Source organism: Streptomyces gelaticus, from assembly GCF_014649535.1.
GTDB classification, from domain to species: domain Bacteria; phylum Actinomycetota; class Actinomycetes; order Streptomycetales; family Streptomycetaceae; genus Streptomyces; species Streptomyces gelaticus.
The window spans coordinates 104,615-124,614 of the sequence record NZ_BMTF01000009.1; the positions used below are offsets into that span (position 1 = coordinate 104,615).

Here is a 20,000-nt window from a genome sequence, read left to right on the forward strand (position 1 = left end):
GACCATGGTTCCCATGCTTGCGCAAGCCCTGAAGTGAACGTCCGCGAGGTCTACCGTACGTTGGTGGGCCGGGGCCCTAGGCGCGTGGGTCGGTACGGGGTCCCTGTGCGTCGGCCTCCTTCATGGCCTTCGCCTCACTCTTCAGGATCCGCATGGATTTGCCCAGGGCTCGGGCCGTTTCCGGCAGTTTCTTCGAGCCGAACAGTGCGATCACCACGATCGCCAGGATCAACAGGTGCCAGGGTTCGAGACCGTTGCGCAACATGTGCGTCCCGCCCTTCCTTTCGTTGCTTCGGCCGGTGTTTCCGCTCGGCTTTCGCGGACGGTGCGGCAGGCTGACTATGGGCAGGTCCGATGATCCACTCGAACATCAATACTTGCTACATTGCGCAACTGTACAACCATGGAGGGATGGATCACGTCCTCCCCCATGGAAACCGGACGGACGGGGAGGCCGATGACGGTAAGTCGCAAAGCGGGAGCAGGCATGGGAGGGGGCGTCCGCCTGCGGCGGACGGCCATGTTCGGGCTGTCGTTCCTCGTCCTGCTGGTGGCAGGCGTCGGGTGGGGCTACCTCAAACTCGGCGGCAGCATCGACACGTTCAGCGCGGACGGGATCTCCGGCGACCGGCCGCCCGGTTCCTCGCAGGGGCAGAACGTCCTGGTCATCGGATCGGACTCGCGCTCGGGCGACAACAGCAGACTCGGCGGTGGCACGGGCGAGGTGGGACGCTCCGACACCGCCTTCCTCCTCCATGTGTACGGGGATCACAAGCACGCGGTCGCCGTGTCCATTCCGCGTGACGCGCTGGTCGACATCCCGTCCTGCAAAGGGCCCGACGGCAAGTGGACCGCGCCGCAGCACGACGTGATGTTCAACGGGGCATTCTCGGTGGGGGAGACCGCCGAGGGAAACCCGGCCTGCACGCAGAACACCGTCGAGCACCTCACCGGCCTGCGCGTGGACCACACCGTCGTCATCGACTTCGCCGGATTCTCCAAGCTGACTTCGGCTGTCGGCGGCGTACCGGTGTGTCTGCCCCAGGACATCTATCAGCGCGACCTCAGCCCGAAGCGGCCCACCCGAGGGGCCATGATCTTCGCGAAGGGGCCGCAGACCGTCTCCGGGCAGCGGGCACTCGACTACGTCCGGCTGCGGCACGGCATCGGGGACGGATCCGACATAGGGCGTATCAAGCGGCAACAGGCCTTCGTCGCCGCCCTCATCAAGAAGGTCAAGTCCCAGGGACTGAACCCCACCACTCTGCTGCCACTGGCAAATGCGGCCACGGACGCGATGACCGTCGACCCCGGACTCGGATCGGCCGACCGGCTGCTCTCGTTCGCCATGTCGATGAAGAAGATCGACCTGCACAACACCAAGTTCGTCACCGTCCCCTGGCGTTACGAGGGCGCACGCGTCGCGATCGTCGAGCCGGACGCCGACGCGCTCTGGGCCTCGCTGAAGGCGGACCGTACGGTCGACGGCAAGGACGCCAGCGGCAAGGGATCGGGCAAGTCCTCGGAGAAGGGCGACGGGAAGGACGGCGGTCCGGCGTCACCCGCGGCGGAGATCCCGGTCTCCGGCAAGGGAATCACGGTCGCCGTCTACAACGGGACGACGGTCAGGGGCCTCGCGGCCCAGGCAGCCGAACTCCTGCGCTCCCGGGATTTCACCGTCACCACCACGGCCACTGCGAGCAGGCAGGACCACACCGCGACCGTCATCGAGTACGGGCCGGGACTGCGGGACGAGGCGGAGACCACCGCCCGGCTCTTCGCCGGAGCACGGACGGTGGCGTCCCCCACGGCGGGAATCCAGGTGATCCTGGGCAGTTCCTACGCGCAGAACCCGTCGGCCGATCCCGGGGCACCGGCCCCCTCCACCGTTCCGTCCACCGTCGCCGACGAGGCCCGGTCGGCCGACGACGACCCCTGCGCGGATCTCTCGTACGGCTGACCGGCGAACAGGGCCGGGAGCGCGGCTCTCGGCGCGGCGCCCCGGCAGTCCGGAGCTGCAGCGCCGGGTGACGGGGTGCCGCGCAGCCGTACGGCTCGTACCACGCGGCGCCGTCCGCGGTGGCGTTCGGATTCACCACCGTGACCCGGGCCTCCTCGTGGAACCAGCCGAGCAGGGCACCGAGGCAGACCCGGTGAACGAGAGGGCGAGGCCTCCGCACGCACCGATCGCCCGTCGCCGACGCCGGCATTCGGGCCGGACTCGCGGCCGTCGAGGAGCGACGGGCTCACAGCCGGGTCCACTTCTGCTCGTATCGGGTGCGGGCCGCCCGCAAACCGTATGCGTACAGGGCCAGTACCGTCGCCAGCAACAGGTAGTAGAGCGGGGGCAGCGCGCTCATGCCCAGCAAAGCGCCGAGCGGGGTGAGCGGCAGCAGCAGGCCGACCACCGCGAGACCGCACGCGGCCACCCGCAGCGGACCGCCGCTGCGACCGCCGGCAAGGCCTCCGCCGGTGCGAAGGAGCACCATCACCAGGGCCTGGGTGAGCAGGTTCTCGGTGAACCATCCGGAATGGAAGGCCTCCTGTCCGCCCGATGTCGCGGAACCGTGCAGGGCGAAGGCCAGCACGGCGAACGTCGCCAGGTCGGCGGTGGCGTTCAGTAGGCCGAAGCCCGTGATGAAGCGGAGAAAGTCGCGCGGGCGCAGCACTGTCGGCCAGCGCAGCACCTCGGACGCGGGGCGGTCGAAGGCGAAGGCCAGCTGCGCCGCGTCGAAGCAGAGGTTCTGCACCAGGACCTGCGCCGGAAGCATCGGCAGGAACGGCAGCATGAGGCCCGCCGCGAGCATCGCGATGACGTTCCCGAGGTTCGAGGAGAGTGTGATCCGCAGATATGTGGCGATGTTCCCGCTGCAGTGCCGGCCCGCGGTGATCGCGTCATCGATGGCGGCCAGGTCCTTCTCGGCGAGCACCACGTCGGCGGTCTCCCGCGCCACGTCGACCGCGTTGCGGGGGCAGATGCCGACATCCGCCGCGTGCAGTGCGGGCAGATCGTTGACCCCGTCGCCGAGGAACCCGGTGGTCCGCCCGGCCGTGCGCAACGCGGAGACGATCCGTGCCTTGTGCTCCGGCGTGCAGCGGGCGAAGACCGTGACCCGGTCGGCGGTCTTTGCGAGCTCCCCGTCCGACAGTGCGTCGATCCGCTCCGCCGGCATGACCTCGCCCGGATCGATACCGAGGTCCCGGCACGCGCGGGCGACGGTCCCCGGATCGTCGCCGGTGAGGACCTTGACTGCGATGCCTCGGTCCTTCAGCGCGCCCAGCGCATCGGGCGCGCTCGGTGTGAGCGCGTCCCGCAGAGCGACGAAGCCGAGGAATGTCAGCCCTGTTTCGTCGGCCCCGGTGTACACGCGCGGCCGGGCCGGCCGTTCGGTACGGGCCACGGCGAGCAGTCGCATACCGTTCGCCGTCTCCTGGGCGGCGAGTGCGCTCAGCCGGATCCGTTCGGCCTCGTCCAGTGCGCACCGTGCGAGCACCGCGTCGACCGCTCCCTTGGTCACGAGCGTGTGGACACCGAGCCGCCCGGGGCGGCGGACGACCGCGGTGGCGATGCGACGCACCGGATCGAACGGCAGCGCGGCGACGCCGTCGTACGCGGAGTGCGTCTCTCCCTGCTCCTCGGCCGCGTCCAGAACCGCCTCGTCGAGCGCGTCGGGGGCGGGCAGATCGGCGAGCTCCAGTGTGCACAGGGCGTTGACCGCAGCCCAGTGAAGTGCCTCGGGGCCGGGCCGGCCCGACGCGTCCAGCGAACGTTCGACTACCGGCCGGTCCTGAGTGAGGGTTCCGGTCTTGTCCACGCACAGCACATCGATCGCACCGAGGTCGTGCAGCGCGGGCAGTCGCTTGACGATGACCCCGTGTTCTCCGGCGAGCAGCGAAGCGCCCCGGGCCAGCGCCGTCGTGACGATCACCGGCAGCATTTCCGGCGTCAGCCCGACGGCCACCGCGACGGCGAACGGCAATGTCTCCAGCCCCCGGCCGCGCAGCGCCGCGTTGGCCATGAGCACCAGGGGCGGGGTGAGCAGCATGAAACGGATCAGCGTCCAGGAGATCCCGTGCACCGAACGGTCGAAGGCGCTCGCGCCGCGGCGGCGCGCCGAACCGTCGTACGCAGCGGCGAACCTGGTCTCCGCACCCGTCGCCGTCACCACCGCCGTACCGCTGCCGGACGCCACACTGCTGCCCTGGAAGCACAGCTCCGGCCGGGCGAACAGCCCTTCCTGTTCGCTGCACGTGGTATCGGCGGCGCCGGGCCGTGACGGGGTGTCGACGGGGCACTTGGGCACCGGTGCGGACTCGCCGGTCAGTGCCGACTGATGAACGGTCAGGCCGCTCGCCCGCAGCAGCCGCAGATCGGCGGGTACGAGATCACCCGGACCGAGCCGGATCACATCGCCCGGGACCAGCTCCTCGACCGGCAACTCACGGGCCTGCGGCGCGGCATCCGGTCCTGACCGGCGCAGTACGGTCGCGGTGGTCGCCACCAGTTCCCGCAGGGCGGCCGTGGACCGGTCCGCCCGGTGTTCTTCCGCCGAGCGCAGCAGACAGCTGACGACCACGAGCACCGACGTCACGGACGCCGTGCCCCACGACGCCACCGCCGCAGAGACCAGGCCCAGACACAGGAGCACCGAGGTGAAGGGGTCACGCAGACTCCTCAGGAATCGGCGGGGCCAGGAGACCGGACGCCAGGCCGGCAGCGTGTTCTCACCGAACCGCGTCAGCCGTTCCCCGGCCTGCTCCTCCAGCAGGCCGCGAGGTCCGCTGTCCAGCGAGCGGAGCACCTGGAGGGAGGTCGGTGCGGCAACCGCGGAAGCGGCAGGGATGACATCGGGGGCGGCGCCCCGGGCGGCCGTCGCGCCCGCCATCGGCACGACGACGGCGGACGGGCCATCGGAGTCGGTGCTGCCGGTACCTGCGGCGGCACTGCTCTCAGGCACCGAGCCCACGGAGGTGTGCGGGGCGTGCGGGTGCGTGGCCGGCGCGCTCCGCGAGCTGGCCGACCATCAGCCGGACGACGGTCACCACATCGGGATCGTCGACCAGATACACCTGTCGGCGCCCTTCGCGCCGGGACCGTACGAGGCCCGCCAGCTTGAGCTTCGTCAGATGCTGGCTCACCGAGGGAAGCGTGCCGCCCACCCGGTCTGCGAGTCCGGTCACATCGCTCTCGCCCTGGGACAGGGCCCACACGATGTGCAGCCGCGCAGGCGTCGCCAGCAGGCCGAAGGCCGCTGCGGCCTCCGCGAGCACCTCCGCGGGCGGATCCTCGAAACCGCCGTCGGCAGCTGTCGGCACTCTTGTTCTCCCTGTCCGCGTGGCTCGATTTCTCGCACCCGAAGTACTCAGTGTAGGCGTCGGCCGTCCACGGGGCCGGACCCAGCCACATGACGGAGGAGTGCTTGCCCCCGAGTGACGTGTGCGCAAGGCTTACGGCAACGGGGCACGGGGAACGCATGAGCGGGGAGGAGCGGGGAAATGGCGCTGGACAGGGGACTCGACTGGCTCCTCGACGACCTCACGAAGAGGGTCGAGCACATACGGCACGCCTTGGTGCTGTCGAACGACGGACTGGTGACCGGGGCGAGTACGGGGCTGGCCCGTGAGGACGCCGAGCATCTCGCCGCGGTCTCGTCCGGGCTGCACAGCCTGGCCCGTGGGTCGGGACGCCACTTCCGGGCCGGGAAGGCCCGGCAGACCATGGTGGAGTTCGACGAGGCGCTGCTCTTCGTGACGGCGGCTGGGGACGGCAGCTGCCTGTGCGTGCTGAGCGAGGCCGAGGCGGATGTCGGCCTGGTCGCCTACGAGATGACGCTGCTGGTCAACAGGGTCGGTGAACATCTTGGTGTCGCCGCTCGGCAGGCGGGGGGCGAAGGCGCCGACCGCACCTGATCCGGGTGCGTCCGCCCCGACCCCGGCCGGTCCGCTCCCGGGAGTTATCCACAGGCCGAGCGGGCGAAGCTCTTCCGGGCTACGGTGCTCACAGAGAGTAACCGAGTTTCGCGGGGGAGAGTGTCATGAGCGTTGCTGAGGACGTGTGCACGGAGGCCGTCGGCACGAATGCGGCGGGCAGGGTCGCCGCAGGCACGGTAGCGGTGGGCACGGCGGCTCAGGAACTCCAGTTGAAACGTGGTGAGTTCGCGATCGCCGTGCATCTGGGGCTGATTCGCCTGAGGGCGCGGCAGGACGGCGGGAGGCCGAGGGTCGCGTGCGAGGAGGTCGAGCGGCTCCGGTCGCAGGACGGGTTCCCGGAAGCACTGCGGGACAGGGTGCGCACGGTCGGGACGGCACAGGGGGCGCAGCAGCTCGGCATCAGCCCGGACAGCTTCACCAAGCTCGCCCGTGCGGGATGCCTCACGCCGATCACCTTCTACCTCAACCGGTACCGGGCGATTGTCTGGCTCTATCTTGCCGACGAGCTCGCCGGCTTCGCCGCCCGGGAATCCCGGCTTCTGGCGGGCAGGAGCCCGGCCTGGCTGCGTGACCGCCTGGAGGGAGGCACCGACTTCCGGGCACGCAACTGGCGCTCACGCAGGGTCGAACGGCTGCTGACCCTCACTGAGGACCCCTGGGCGCGTGCGGCCGTGCTCGCGGACACACTGGATCCGGTTCAGCTGGCAGAAGTGGTCGACGATCCGTATGAACGCGCGTACCTCGCCAGGATCCGGCCCGAGCCGGCGTTCGGACCGGCTGGGCCGCCATTGGCGCGGGAGACCATGGCACACCTGATGCGGGCCGACGAACCGGACGAGATGCTGTGGCGGCGGGTGAGCCTGATCGCGGAGTTGGACCATGCCCGGGAGGCCCGATCGGCCCCGCGTCCAGGTGGCGAATGGCGCTCCTTCCCGCGCCAGGCCAACGAGTGCGCACCCGAGCCGGATCCCCGAGCCGACGCCGAATCCGATCCGGCTGCGGCATCCGCGCCCGGGCTGCTGGCCCGGATCGGGCTGCGCAGGCGCGCGTCCAGGGCTGCGGCTCATCGTCAATCCGGGCAGGGGTGTGCGCCGTTCGGCACCTGAGGAGGAGCGCAGGACCCGCCGCCGATGGGCAGCTGCCGGAGGGAGGGCCAACTCGCGGCCCCGCCGGAGGGAGGGCCGCTCGCGGCCGGATAATGAACTCGCGCAGGAAGAACGGCACCGGCATTCTGTCTCCCATGCTGATCAGGGAAGCCACCACCGAGGACTGGCCTGCCATCTGGCCGTTCTTCCATGCAATCGTCGCCGCGGGTGAGACCTTCACCTACCCACTCGATCTCGGCGAGGAGAACGCCCGCTCCTGGTGGCTCCTCGAGGCGCCCAACCGTACGGTCGTCGCGGTCGACGGCGACGGGACGATCCTCGGCACGGCCAAGATGAACAACAACCACATGGGCAATGGCTCGCACATCGCCAGTGCCAGTTACATGGTCGACCCCGAGCATTCGGGGCAGGGCGTCGGCCGGGCCCTGTGCGAGTACACCCTGGAATGGGCGCGTGCGTCGGGGTTCAGGGCGATGCAGTTCAACGCGGTGGTGGAGACGAACGTCCACGCCGTCAAGCTCTACCGCTTGCTCGGTTTCGAGGTCCTGGGAACGCTGCCGGAGGGGTTCAACCACCCGGAACACGGGTTTGTCGGGCTGCACATCATGTACTGCCGCCTCTGACATCGCGTTCGGCGGTCTCTCCGCAGGAGCCTGTGCCAACCGCACCGGCGGTGGCCGTACTGCGCCCCCGCGCGGTCCCGCTCTCCATACCGTGTCCACCATGTCGGAACTTGCGGGGAAGCGTAGGCAGTTGTGGCAACAGATGCTTCGTGGGGCGGGTACGAACGGTGCAGGTCCGGTCGTCCTGCCGCGGGATCGTGCCGGACCACTGGTCGAGACGGTGCCGCCCCGCGCCGGGTGCGGGGGCGGCACGGTGCTCGGGGCGGCACCTCCCTCCCCTCGGGACTGCTGTCACCCCTGCTTCGCGGCCGACGGGGGAGTAGCGGCGGGCGGCGCCGAAGGACCGATCTCGCACCAGACCGCCTTGCCTTCGCCGCGCGGTTCGATGCCCCAGCGGGTGGCGATGGCATCCAGCAGCAGCAGGCCCCGTCCCGAGGTCGCGGTCTCGCCCGGGGTGCGCCGCCTCGGCCAGGCACTGGAGCGGTCCTGTACGGACAGACGGACCCGCCGCACGGGTTCCGGCAGTACCTCCAGGGTGAGGACCGCGCCGCCTTCCGTGTGCAACAGGACGTTCACCAGCAGTTCGCCGGTCACCAGTTCCGCATCGTCCGCGAGTTCGGCCATCTCCCAGTCGGTCAGGGCCTGGCGCACGATGGTCCGGGCGTCGGACAGCCCCTCCGGATCCGCCTGGTGGATGTACTGGTGCAACCGCGGGGCCCGCGGCGACCCGGGGTCCGGGCTGCGCCGAAGGACCAGGAGCGCCACGTCGTCCCCCGAACCCCAACGCTCCCAGAGCCGGTCCGACAGATGGTCGGCCAGGGCCTGGGGGCTCGCAGGCCCCGCGCCCACCTCGTTGATCAGTGCCTGCACGCCCGCGTCGATGTCGGCCCCCGGTTCTTCCACCAGTCCGTCGGTGTACAGGACCAGCGTCTCTCCCGGCACCAGATCCAGGCGGGTCTCCGGGAACTCCTCGTCCAGGAAGTCGGTCGAGATGCCCAGCGGAAGGCCACCCCGCACCTGCGGGCTGCCGACCCGGCCGTCCATATGCCGGATCAGCGGGCCGAAATGCCCGGCCCGCACGACGCGCACGGTCCCCGAGGCGAGATCGACCTGGGCGTACGTGCAGGTCGCGAAGCGGTCCGTGTCCAGTTCGGCGAGAAAGCGCGAAGCCCGCGCCAGCACCGTCGAAGGGGGATGCCCCTCGGCGGCGTACGCGCGCAGGGCGATGCGCAACTGGCCCATGATGGCTGCCGCGTGGGTGTCATGTCCCTGCACGTCGCCGACCACGATCCCGAACCGGTTCTTGGGCAGGCCGATCACGTCGTACCAGTCACCGCCGACCTGACGGCCGCTCCACGCGGCGTGGTAGCGCACGGCGATCTCGCCGCCCTCGATCTCCTGGATCCGGCGCGGCAGCATCGCCGACTGGAGGCCGGTGGCGAATTCACGCTCCTCGTCGAAGAGCTTCGCGCGCTGGAGGGACTGCGCCACGATGGCGGCCAGGCCCAGACACAGGTTGCGCTCGTCCGCATTGAAGGTCGTGTTCTCACGGTAGAAGAGCGCCAGGGTGCCGAGGGAGCGTGCCTGGGCAACGAGGGGCAGGTAGGCGGCGGCCCGGAATTTCAGCCGGCCGGTGTAGGGGGCCAGCACGGGGTAGCGACGGGTGAGCGCCGAGACCGAGGTGAGGAACCGGGGCCGGCCACTGAGAACGGCTTCCGCCAGCGGGAACCGCCGGTCCAGCCCCGCGTCCCCGAGTGCGTCGATCGCCTCCACCGAGTCGCCGCTCAGAGCTATGGCGCTCAGCGTGGTGTTCTCGACCAGCCCGAGCGAGAGGCCGTCCGCCCCGAGCCGGGCGAGCCCGCCCGGTCCGGTGAGCGCAGCGGTCACGTCATCGACGGTCACCGCACGTGACAGCGCGCTCGTTGTGCGTTCAACGATGTTGGTCTGTCGCTGCCGCCGCTTTTCCAGATCGAGCACGAAGGCCGAATGGGTGACTTCCGCGGTGGCGTCCTGCACCACCCCGATGATCCGGTGCGCCTGGCCGTCCTCGCTGCGCAAGATGCGTGCCTGGATGTGGGTCCACTGGTCCCCGCCGTCGTCCATCGGTACCCGGAAATGCACGCCGAACGACCTGCGCCCACTCTCGATCGCTTCGTTGACCGCCCCGTCGAGACGGGTCCGCTCCGACGGTTCGATCCGGTCGAGCACGGTCTCGGGACGTGAGTCGAAGGTCTGCGGATCCAGACCGAACACCAGCAACCCCGCGTCGTCCACGTCGAGCGTCCCGGCCTCCACATCCCACTCGAAACTGCCCGTCCGGTTCATGGCAAGGCGCTGAGCCGTCGCGCTCTCGCCGTTGTGCGTCTTCTCGATCAGCAGGCGTGGCGGGACGGAGGTGCTCGGTTGCTGGTCGTGATCGGTCATTCCTGCTCCGGAGATCGCCGGGCGGGGCTGCCGGACGGCGCGGCCCGAACCGGGTGACTCAATTGTCGAACCGGTTCCGGCAGCTTGCACAGCGGACACCTGGCAAAATCCGGCCGGAAGCCGGTCCGGCCGGACCCGGGGACCCCTGCTGCCCCAGCACGGAACCCGCCCCGGAGAATGGCCGCGGAAGATCGTCCGCGATCGGCGGTCGATACGGCACAGGGACTGACCGGAGCGCATTCATGACCCACGAAGATCCCGTTCTGCTGCACACCGAGGGACGTGTCCGGCACATCACCCTCAACCGTCCACGTGCCCTGAACGCGCTGAATCACGCCATGGTGGCCTGCGTCGCCGAAGCGCTCGCCGACGCCGAGCTCGACGACTCCATCACCGCGGTCCTGATCACCGGTGCGGGCGAGCGCGGCCTCTGCGCGGGCGGCGACATCCGGTCGATCTACGAGGATGCCCGCGCCGGCGGCACCACGTCGATGGACTTCTGGCGCGACGAGTACCGGCTCAATGCCCTGATCGCCCGATTCCCCAAGCCCTACGTCGCGATCATGGACGGCATCGTGATGGGCGGCGGCGTCGGCGTCTCGGCCCATGGCGACATCCGTGTCGTCACCGAACGCTCTCGCATCGCCATGCCCGAGACCGGGATCGGATTCGTCCCCGACGTCGGTGGCACGTACCTGCTCGCTGCGGCGCCCGGTGAGCTCGGCACCCATCTGGCGCTCACCGCGGACGCGGTCGGCGCGGGCGATGCGCTGCTGTGCGGGATCGCCGACCACTTCGTACCGTCGCAACGCCTTGCCGGACTCACCGCGGAGCTCGCCGGCTGCGATACGGCCGTCGGCGTCGAGCATACGGTCCGGCGGTACGCCGCACCCGCGCCGGACGGTGAACTGGCCGCGCACCGTGAGTGGATCGATTCCTGCTACCGGGCGGATTCGGTCGAGGAGATCGTCGACCGGCTCGACAGCATCGGCGTCCCCGCCGCCAAGCAGGCCGCCGAAACCATCCTCACCAAGTCGCCCACCGCGCTCAAGGTCACCCTCTCCGCGCTGCGCAGGGCACGGGGGCTGGGCAGCCTGGAGGCGGTGCTCGACCAGGAGTACCGGACATCGTGCATGGCCTTCACCAGGCCCGACCTGGTGGAAGGCGTGCGCGCCCAGATCGTGGACAAGGACCGCGACCCGCGGTGGTGCCCGGCGACCCTGGCCGAGGTCACCGAGGCCGACGTGGCCCTCTTCTTCACCCCGCTGGGCGACCGTGAACTCGGCCTGGCCGCCGCTCCCGGGACGACGGCCTGAGACGGTCCGGACGGACCGTGGGCGGAGCACGAGACCGCGCGCGGGAGCGGAGCAGGTGGACCGCGTCCGGGACTCAGAGGTCGTTCGGTCCGTCGACCGTGCGGAACGGGACGCCGAGCAGGTCGGCCGCTGCCCTGAGGTCCTTGGCACGATGGCCGGTGCACAGCGTCCAGTGGTGACCGATGCCGGTCGCGGACCAGGCATCGGTCCACTCGCCCGGGTCGAAGCCGAAGTCGACGCGGGAGGTGGTGTTGCCGATCTCCAGCAGGGGCCCCGGCACGACCTCGCCCTCGGAGGCGATGAAGGTGAAGGTGCCGTCGGCCTCCTGCCCGATGCCGAACGTGGTGACCGGGCCATGTCTGACATCGAACTCCACGCTCACACCCCAGCCGCGTTTGCCGTGGTAGACGCCCAGCCCGCGCAGCAGTGGATCCTTGGCGCTGATGGCCAGATGGGCGGGGCCGTCGTGGCCCATCTCGACGACCCGGTCGCGGAAATTGAGGGCCTGGAGTTCGGTGAAGGAGCCACCGGCGCCGATGGTGTCGGCGATCAGCATGGCGAGGCTGGTGCGCAGTTCGTACTCCCCGGCCATCGGAATGCCGCGCGCGGTCAGCAGTGAAGCGCCGAGAATCATGCCGGCGCCGAGCCGCTCGTGGATCTCGCCCTCCAGACCGCGGTGGTAGTAGGCGAGACTGTCGAGTCCGAAGTCCTCGACGAGCCGGTCCAGCCCGACCGAAACCCGCGCTGCCCAGGCGAGATCGTCCTCGTCGACGGAGCCGTCGAGGGTGAAGACCGTGCGTGCGAGTGCGACGCGTTCGGCGGTCGCCTCGTCCGTCACAGCGGCGACCCTGACCCGCAGATCGTCGAATTCGAGGACTTCGACATGCCCGCCGAACTGGGTGGAGACCAGCGTCATGTCGGTGGAGACATCGAGCATGCCCGGGTAGAGATGGCCCATCAGACCGTGCCGGCCGTGACGCATCGCACCGCGGACCCGAGCGGCACGGATCCAGCGGCGGATCCGCTGCCAGGCGTTCTCGTCACGCAGATGGCCCGACACGGAGCGGAAGGGGATGCCGCTGCGCCGGAACACATTGGCGATCTCGGGCAGCGGGCACTGACCGCAGTACGCCAGCCACTTGCCCGTGTCGGTGTCCGGATGGTCCATCGCCTCGGTCGGCTGGAGGTCGATGGCCAGCACCGGAGCGTGCGCGCGCTGGGCGATCGGCAGCACCATCGAGGCAGTGAGATACGTGGTCAGGAACGTCACGACGATGTCGCAGTCGGCTGCCCGCAGCCGTTCCGCGGCCTTCGCGGCCTCCTGCGGGTCGGAGATGAAACCGGCGTCGACGACTTCGCAGCCCATCTCCTCGAACCGCCCGGCCACAAACCGGGCCGACTCCCGCAGCCGGTCGAGCAGTCCGGGGAACTGCGGCCAGTACGCACCGAGCCCGCCGGACACCAGACCGACACGGGTACGTCGGCGCGCGGTGCGGGAGAGCACATCGTCGAGCGCGGCGGGCGAGACATCGGTCATGAGCTTCCTTCCTTCGGTTCCGTCGAGGACCGAACGGACTCAGGCCTGTTCCAGCCGCGCGGCGGCCCGGTCCCAGGCCCGCTGGTCCCCCTGCGGGGTGTAGTGGCGCAATTCCTGCGTCCGTGCCACCAGTTGTCGCATGTCCGCGAGGTCACCCACCAGACCTCGGGCACGCGCCTGCACCAGGATGTTGCCGAGCGCGGTCGCCTCGGCCGGGCCGGCCGTGACGGGAAGCCCCGTGGCATCCGCGGTCCACTGGCACAGGAGCTCATTGCGTGACCCTCCGCCGACAAGATGGATCCGGGTCAACTCCCGCCCCGCGAGACCGGCTGCCTCCCGCAGCGTCCTGCGATGGGCCAGCGCCAGGCTCTCCAGTACACACCGCACATAGCCACCGGGACTGCCGGGCGGCACCTGACCGATCCCCACGAGATGGGTGTCGATACGCGACGGCATGTCACCCGGCGCGAGGAACACCTCGTCGTCGGGATCGATCACTGCCGCGAACGGCCTGGCACGGGCCGCCTCCGCGAGCAGTGCGGGCAGCCCCGGATCCTCACCCCGCCGGTCCCAGGTCCGACGGCACTCCTCCAGCAGCCACATTCCCATGATGTTGCGGAGGTAGCGGATGGTGCCGTCCACCCCGCGCTCATTGGTGAAGTTCGCCGCGCGCGACTCCTGCGTGAGCACCGGAGCCTGCAGTTCGAGCCCTGCCAACGACCACGTACCGCAGGACACATAAGCGAACCCGGGCTCGGTCGCGGGCACCGCCGCGACCGCCGACGCAGTGTCGTGCGAGGCGACGGCCGTCACCGGCGTGCCGGCCGGCAGACCCGTGAACTCGACGACGTGCGGCAGGAGCGTCCCCGCCGGGTCACCCGGCTCACGCAAGGGCGGGAACATGGAACGCTCCAGACCCAGCCGGCCGATCAGCGCATCGGACCAGCAGCCGGCCGACGCGTCGAACAACCCGGTCGTCGACGCGTTGGTGATCTCCGTGCCCACCACCCCGGTCAGCCAGTGCGTCAGCAGATCGGGCATCAGCAACAACGTCCGCGCCGCACCCCACTGGGCACCGGCGCGGTGAGCGGCGAGCTGGAACACGGTGTTGAACGGCAGATGCTGCAAGCCGTTCACCGCATAGAGCTCCTGCGCCCCGCACACGGCCAGCACCTGCTCGGCCGCGCCCGCGTTCCGGCTGTCCCGGTAGTGGAACGGCAGCCCGAGCAGGGCCCCGTCGGCATCGAGAAGGCCGTAGTCGACCGCCCACGTATCGATTCCGACCGATGTGATCGGACCGCTGCGCGCAGCGGCCCGCAGACCCTCCAGCATCTCCCGGTACAGCGCGAGCACGTCCCACCGCAGTCCGTCCGGCAACCGGACCGGCATATTGGCGAACCGGTGCGCCTCGCTCAGTTCGAGCCTGTCGGGCCCGGCCAGGCCGGTGATCACCCGGCCGCTGGTGGCACCGAGGTCCACGGCGGCGAAGGCCGCGTCGCTGCGTGACGTCACAGACATCGACACCTCATCCGGTCATCGGAGGAAGGCCGCGGCCACACCGGCGTCGACGGGAACGTGGAGTCCCGTCGTGTGCGTGAGGTCGCCGCCGGTCAGCGCGAAGACGGCGTTGGCCACATGCTCGGGGAGCACCTCGCGCTTGAGCAGGGTCCGCTGTGCGTAGAACTCGCCGAGCTTCTCCTCCTCGATGCCGTACGTCGCCGCACGCTGGGCGCCCCAGCCGCTTGCGAAGATCCCCGAACCGCGCACCACACCATCGGGGTTGATTCCGTTGACCCGGATTCCGTGCTCGCCCAGTTCCGCGGCCAGCAGCCGCACCTGGTGGGTCTGATCGGCCTTGGCGGCCGAGTAGGCGATGTTGTTCGGACCCGCGAACACCGCGTTCTTCGAGGCGATGTAGACGATGTCGCCACCGAGGTTCTGCGTCCGCATCATCCGGGCGGCCTCGCGCGACACCAGGAACGAGCCGCGCGCCATGATGTCGTGCTGGAGATCCCAGTCCCGGGCCGACGTCTCCAGCAGCGGCTTCGAGATGGAGATTCCGGCGTTGTTCACGACGAGATCCACGCCGCCGAAAGCCAGCGCCCCAGCCCGGAACGCCTCGACGATCTGCTCCTCGCTGGTCACATCGACCGTCACGGCGATCGCCTGGTCAGAGCCGCCGAGCTCCCGCGCCACCGAGGCGGCGTTCTGTGCGTCGATGTCCGCGACGATCACACACGCCCCCTCCGCGACCAGCCGGTGCGCGATGGCCTTGCCGATGCCGGACCCCGCGCCCGTGACCAGCGCCACCCGGGTGGCCAGCGGTTTCGCCTCCGGCATCCGGCGCAGCTTGGCCTCCTCCAGCTCCCAGTACTCGATCCGGAACTTCTCGGACTCCTCGATCGGCGCGTACGAGGAGACGGCCTCGGCGCCGCGCATCACGTTGATGGCGTTGAGGTAGAACTCCCCGGCGACCCGGGCCGTCTGCTTGTCCTTGCCGAAGGAGAACATGCCGACGCCGGGCACCAGCACGATCGCGGGGTCCGCTCCGCGCATCGCGGGGGAATCGGGGGAGGCATGACGCTCGTAGTACCCGCGATACGCCTCCCGGTACTGCTCGTGCAGTTCCTTCAGCCGTGCCGCCGCCTCGTCCAGCGGGGCATCCGCGGGCAGGTCGAGCACCAGCGGGCTGACCTTCGTGCGAAGGAAGTGGTCGGGGCACGAGGTGCCCAGGGCGGCGAGCCGTGGATGTTCGGTGCGGGAGAGGAAGTCCAGCACCGGCTCCGTGTCGGTGAAGTGGCCCACCTGGGGACGGTCGGTGGAGGCCAGTCCGCGGATCAGCGGGGCGAGTGCGGCCGCACGCTCCGTGCGCCGCTCCTCGGGAAGAGGTTCCCGGCCCGCCCAGGCAGGGCCGAAGGGTTCGGCCCTGCCCCGTTCCCGGAGGAAGGCCTCGGCGGTGCGGATCATCCAGAGGGCGTTGTGCTCGCACTCCTCGGACGTCTCGCCCCAGGCCGTGATGCCATGGCCGCCGAGGATCACCCCGACGGCCCGTGGGTTGGCCTCCTTGACCGCGGCGATGTCCAGACCGAGCTGGAACCCCGGCCTGCGCCAGCCCACCCAGGCCACCTTGTCGCCGAAACACTCCGCGGTCAGCTTCTCGCCCTCGGCGGCGCACGCCAGCGCGATCCCCGAGTCCGGATGCAGATGGTCGACATGGGCCGCTTCGACCAGGGCGTGCATCGCCGTGTCGATGGACGGTGCCGCACCGCCCTTGCCGTGCAGGCAGTAGTCGAACGCCGATACCATCTCGTCCTCGCGCTCCACCCCCGGATACACGTTCTTGAGCGCACGCACCCGGTCCAGACGCAGCACGGCGAGCCCGGTCTCGGTCAGCGTGCCCAGATCACCACCGGATCCCTTGACCCACAGCAGCTCGGTGCCGCCACCGGTGACCGGGTCGGTGCCGGTGGCCTTGACCGATGCATTGCCACCGGCGTAGTTGGTGTTCCGGGGGTCGGAGCCGATCCGGTGGGCGCGTTCCAGCAGCGCGGCGACTTCGGGGTGCGTCGCGGAGGTCATGGGAATCCTTCGTGGTCGAGGGTCAGGTCGGTGTTCGTACGCGGAAGAGGCCGGGGCTCAGGCACCCCAGCCGGCCTGCTCGCCACCGACCCGGGCGGCGGCGATCCGCTCCTGATTGCCCGAGGCCAGGTACGCGATGAACGGGTCCTTGGCCAGGCCGAGTTCCTCACGCACCTCGGCGAGCAGCGGACGTACATCGGTGTTGTACGCATCCATCAGGGCGCCGTTCGCGGCCAGCACATCGCCGGACTGCTGAGCGGCGCTCAGCGCCGCCATGTCGACCAGCAGAGCCTTGGCGGTCGCTTCCTGCACATTGGCCACCGACCGGATCACGGCAGGGATCTTCGCCTCGATGTTGTGGCACTGGTCGAGCATGAAGTTGACGTTCGTCTCCGGCTTCAGCCCGCCGTTCCTGACCACCTCGTGCATGATCCGGAACAGCTGGAACGGGTCGGCTGCCCCGGCCATCAGATCGTCGTCCGCGTAGAAGCGGGAGTTGAAGTCGAACGCGCCGAGCTTGTCCGCGCGCAACAGCGAGGCCACGATGAACTCGATGTTGGTGCCCGGCGCGTGGTGCCCCGTGTCCACGACCACCTGGGCCTTCGGACCGAGGCCCAGACAGTGCGCGTACGCCGTGCCCCAGTCGGGCACATCGGTCGTGTAGAACGCGGGCTCGAAGAGTTTGTACTCGAGGAGCATCCGCTGGTCGTCGCCCAGTCGCCCGTACACCTCGGCCAGTGCCTCGGCCAGCCGGTCCTGACGGGCTGTGATGTCGTCCTGCCCGGGGTAGTTCGTGCCGTCGGAGAACCAGAGCTTGAGATCGGGGGACCCGGTCTCGTCCATGATGTCGACGCACTCCAGCAGATGGTCGGTGGCCTTGCGGCGCACCTTCGGATCGGGATGGGTGACCGAACCGAGCTTGTAGTCGTCGTCCTGGAAGACGTTGGAGTTGATCGCCCCGATCCGCAGTCCGAGATCCTCGGCGTGCCGGGTCAGCGCGGCGTAGTCCTCGACCTTGTCCCACGGAATGTGCAGCGACACCTTCGGTGCCACGCCAGTGAACGCGTGCACCTGGGCCGCGTCCTCCATCTTCTCGAACGGGTCGCGCGGCACACCCGGCTGCGCGAACACCTTGAAGCGCGTACCGGAGTTCCCGTACCCCCACGACGGCGTCTCGATGACCTGGGACTTCAGAGCTGCCTTGACGGCCGAAACATCAGACATGAGCACCTCGTGAGCAGAGTCGTCCAGCGACCGGAGACTGTTCGGATCTGAAGGTGTGAATCGTTTCATCCGGACCGTACGCTAGATTTGGTACAAGCTTCCAGTCAAGGAGCCGGTCACGTTCTCGTCGGGTTCTCTCACCCTCTTGAATCAATTCATCGGGCGGGCGGGCCGGATTCCTGGCCGATGACTCGTTCACCAGCATGGTGGGGGATCGGGACGACGAGGTGCACAGAGGCGGCGCGCGCCTGCCGCGCTCCACCCGCCGCCACGGGCCACCCGTCGCAGGACGAGGCCGGCCGAGGTCATGCGGCCGACCCGCCGGGCGGTGGAGCAGGCAGTCCCGGGGTGACTTCCGGCGGCCCCGCTCAGTGACCGCTGCCGGACATGCTCGGCTGCAGCGAACTCACCAGGCCGAAGAACCGGGACTCGTTGCCGCAGAGGCCGGCGCGCTGCAGCGCGCCATCGGCCTCGGCGATCGGCGAAGCGAGCAAGGGGACGTACAAGGGGCCCTCGTCCGGGTCCGCGAGCGCGGCGCGAGTGGCCTCCAGCAGTCGGACATACGCCTGGGCCGCGGCGAGTTCGTCATTGCGCATCTCAGCATCTCCCGGTCAGAGGTGTCGGACCCACCAGCATCCCTCATGGGTCTGACAACGCCTGCCGACTACGGCGCCAGCGCGCCCGCTACCCGTCGTTCGGCCCCCGCACACCGACCGGCGGTTCGACCTCCAGAAATCTTCGACGACGCGCTCCGCGGTACAGCAGCACCGTCCAGCCCAACTCCCGCAACACGGCCGCGCACCGGGCCAGCTCGGACTCCTCCGCATGGGCGGCCCCGCTGCCGGGGGGCCCGAGCCAATCGATACGTACACCACCCGGTGACTCGCCCTGCTGCAAGCGGTACCCGGTTGCCGTGCGCAGGCCCGATCCGTCAACGGCCGAGGCGGCCAGGCCCGATGCCTCCAGGGCGATGGCGACCGCCCGGACCGGACGGTGCATCTCCCACGCCGCGGGTATGCCCTGCGGGTCGGCATGCCCGGTGTTCGTCAGCCGGCGGATCTGCAGCATTCCCTCGAACGCCGTCCGGACGGAAGCGGAGCGCCCTTCGTCCGGCTCCGGAGCCTGCGGGCCGTCCCCGGTGGCCGGTTCGAACCCTGTCCCGTCCCAGGTGCTCATCAGCTTCCCCCTTCGCCCGTGCCGTACTTCTCCCAGTGTGCGCCGAGCCACTGACAGTGGCTCGGGCACCGTGGCCCCGGCATTCCGGATGTCGTTGATCACGAAATTGACGCGAAAGGGTGATGGACCCCGATAGGGTCGACCGTCCCACAGTTCCGGTACCCAGAGGATCCACGCATCGTGCCCGACAACGTCCAAGACCCCGGCACCGACCGCGGCGACCGTGCCGCGCTGCGCGCCGACTGCGCGAACTGTTTCGGGCTGTGCTGTGTGGCGCTGACCCTGACACGGTCCGCGGACTTCGCGATCGACAAGGACGCCGGGAAGCCCTGCCGGAACCTCCAGGAGGACTTCCGCTGCGGCATCCACACGGAGCTGCGGACGCAGGGCTTCCCCGGCTGCACCGTGTACGACTGCTTCGGGGCGGGCCAGAAGGTCTCCGGCGAGACCTTCCACGGACAGGACTGGCGCCGGGCCCCACGGACCGCCGGGCAGATGTTCCAGGTGTTCCCCGTCATGCGGCAGCTCCATGAACTCCTCTGGTACCTCACGGAAGCGCTGTCCCTGGAACCGGCGCGGCCACTCCACGCCGAGATCCGGCGCACCCTCGACGAGACGGAACGCCTCACCCACCTCCCGGCCGACGCGTTCGTGGACCTGGACGTGGCCGGCCACCGCGACGTCGTGGCCGAACTGCTGCTCCGTACCAGCGAACTCGTACGTGCGACGGTGCCGCGCAAGAAGAAGCGTGACCGTCGCGGCGCCGACCTCATCGGAGCCAGGCTCAAGGGCGCCGATCTGCGGGGCGCCGACCTGCGCGGCGCGTATCTGATCGCGGCGGACCTCACCGGTGCCGACCTGCGTCTGGCCGACCTGATCGGCGCCGACTTCCGGGACGCGAACCTGTCCGGCGCCGACCTCACCGGAAGCCTCTTCCTCACCCAGGCCCAGCTCAACGCAGCCCGCGGCGACACGGTGACGAAACTCCCGCCGGCACTCGGCCGTCCCACGCACTGGGTCCGGTGAACCGCGGCCCGGGGACAGCAACCGACCGGCGACCCGGGCCGCGCCGCCGAGGGCCGCG

Annotated in this window: 16 protein-coding genes; 6 read left to right on the forward strand and 10 right to left on the reverse strand. The window is 69.9% G+C overall.

Annotated elements, in window-relative coordinates:
* Positions 1 to 76: 76 nt before the first annotated feature.
* Positions 77 to 265: a Sec-independent protein translocase subunit TatA gene (gene tatA, locus IE107_RS15915; protein ID WP_189544411.1), complete on the reverse strand. Its 189-nt coding sequence runs from the start codon at positions 263 to 265 to the stop codon at positions 77 to 79.
* Between the two features lie 222 nt (positions 266 to 487).
* On the opposite strand from tatA, the gene IE107_RS15920 reads away from it, so the two are divergent.
* Positions 488 to 1,960, forward strand: a complete 1,473-nt coding sequence (locus IE107_RS15920) for an LCP family protein (protein WP_229866974.1) — start codon at positions 488 to 490, stop codon at positions 1,958 to 1,960.
* A 286-nt stretch (positions 1,961 to 2,246) separates the two neighbouring features.
* Here IE107_RS15920 and mgtA read toward each other — a convergent pair whose 3' ends face one another.
* Together mgtA and IE107_RS15930 are read right to left on the reverse strand one after the other, a co-directional pair.
* A complete protein-coding gene (gene mgtA / locus IE107_RS15925) occupies positions 2,247 to 4,958 on the reverse strand; it encodes a magnesium-translocating P-type ATPase (RefSeq protein ID WP_373302451.1) in 2,712 nt (903 codons plus the stop codon).
* Positions 4,951 to 5,316, reverse strand: a complete 366-nt coding sequence (locus IE107_RS15930) for an ArsR/SmtB family transcription factor (RefSeq protein WP_189544412.1) — start codon at positions 5,314 to 5,316, stop codon at positions 4,951 to 4,953. The genes mgtA and IE107_RS15930 overlap by 8 nt, the downstream gene beginning before the upstream one ends.
* A gap of 180 nt (positions 5,317 to 5,496) precedes the next feature.
* Here IE107_RS15930 and IE107_RS15935 point away from each other — a divergent pair, with 180 nt between their 5' ends.
* The 3 genes from IE107_RS15935 (at position 5,497) to IE107_RS15945 (ending at position 7,660) form a co-directional block, all read left to right on the forward strand.
* A complete protein-coding gene (locus IE107_RS15935) occupies positions 5,497 to 5,910 on the forward strand; it encodes a roadblock/LC7 domain-containing protein (protein ID WP_189544413.1) in 414 nt (137 codons plus the stop codon).
* Positions 5,911 to 6,035: 125 nt separating this feature from the next.
* Positions 6,036 to 7,037 (forward strand): DUF6397 family protein, encoded by a 1,002-nt coding sequence (locus tag IE107_RS15940; protein ID WP_189544414.1) that lies wholly within the window; start codon positions 6,036 to 6,038, stop codon positions 7,035 to 7,037.
* Positions 7,038 to 7,171: 134 nt separating this feature from the next.
* Complete coding sequence (locus IE107_RS15945) at positions 7,172 to 7,660, forward strand: GNAT family N-acetyltransferase (RefSeq protein WP_189544415.1); 489 nt, start codon at positions 7,172 to 7,174, stop codon at positions 7,658 to 7,660.
* 291 nt (positions 7,661 to 7,951) lie between these two features.
* Here the strand turns inward: IE107_RS15945 and IE107_RS15950 are convergent, their stop codons facing one another.
* Entirely contained in the window at positions 7,952 to 10,084 is a 2,133-nt protein-coding gene (locus IE107_RS15950) for a SpoIIE family protein phosphatase (protein WP_189544416.1), read from the reverse strand.
* Positions 10,085 to 10,326: 242 nt separating this feature from the next.
* On the opposite strand from IE107_RS15950, the gene IE107_RS15955 reads away from it, so the two are divergent.
* A complete protein-coding gene (locus IE107_RS15955; protein WP_189544417.1) occupies positions 10,327 to 11,400 on the forward strand; it encodes an enoyl-CoA hydratase/isomerase family protein in 1,074 nt (357 codons plus the stop codon).
* A 73-nt stretch (positions 11,401 to 11,473) separates the two neighbouring features.
* On the opposite strand, the gene IE107_RS15960 is transcribed toward IE107_RS15955, so the two are convergent.
* The 6 genes from IE107_RS15960 to IE107_RS15985 form a co-directional block, all read right to left on the reverse strand.
* Positions 11,474 to 12,937, reverse strand: coding sequence for an L-fucose/L-arabinose isomerase family protein (locus IE107_RS15960; RefSeq protein ID WP_189544418.1), 1,464 nt, complete (start codon positions 12,935 to 12,937; stop codon positions 11,474 to 11,476).
* Between the two features lie 39 nt (positions 12,938 to 12,976).
* On the reverse strand, positions 12,977 to 14,455 hold the full coding sequence (locus IE107_RS15965; protein ID WP_189544419.1) for a rhamnulokinase: 1,479 nt from the start codon (positions 14,453 to 14,455) through the stop codon (positions 12,977 to 12,979).
* Positions 14,456 to 14,470: 15 nt separating this feature from the next.
* Positions 14,471 to 16,516, reverse strand: a complete 2,046-nt coding sequence (locus tag IE107_RS15970; RefSeq protein WP_189544420.1) for a bifunctional aldolase/short-chain dehydrogenase — start codon at positions 16,514 to 16,516, stop codon at positions 14,471 to 14,473.
* Between the two features lie 57 nt (positions 16,517 to 16,573).
* A complete protein-coding gene (gene rhaI / locus IE107_RS15975) occupies positions 16,574 to 17,740 on the reverse strand; it encodes an L-rhamnose isomerase (RefSeq protein ID WP_189544421.1) in 1,167 nt (388 codons plus the stop codon).
* Positions 17,741 to 18,108: 368 nt separating this feature from the next.
* Entirely contained in the window at positions 18,109 to 18,336 is a 228-nt protein-coding gene (locus tag IE107_RS15980) for a hypothetical protein (RefSeq protein ID WP_189544422.1), read from the reverse strand.
* An 88-nt stretch (positions 18,337 to 18,424) separates the two neighbouring features.
* On the reverse strand, positions 18,425 to 18,916 hold the full coding sequence (locus IE107_RS15985) for a hypothetical protein (RefSeq protein WP_189544423.1): 492 nt from the start codon (positions 18,914 to 18,916) through the stop codon (positions 18,425 to 18,427).
* A gap of 180 nt (positions 18,917 to 19,096) precedes the next feature.
* Between IE107_RS15985 and IE107_RS15990 the strand changes: the two genes are divergently transcribed.
* Entirely contained in the window at positions 19,097 to 19,942 is an 846-nt protein-coding gene (locus IE107_RS15990) for a pentapeptide repeat-containing protein (protein WP_189544424.1), read from the forward strand.
* Positions 19,943 to 20,000 lie beyond the last annotated feature (58 nt).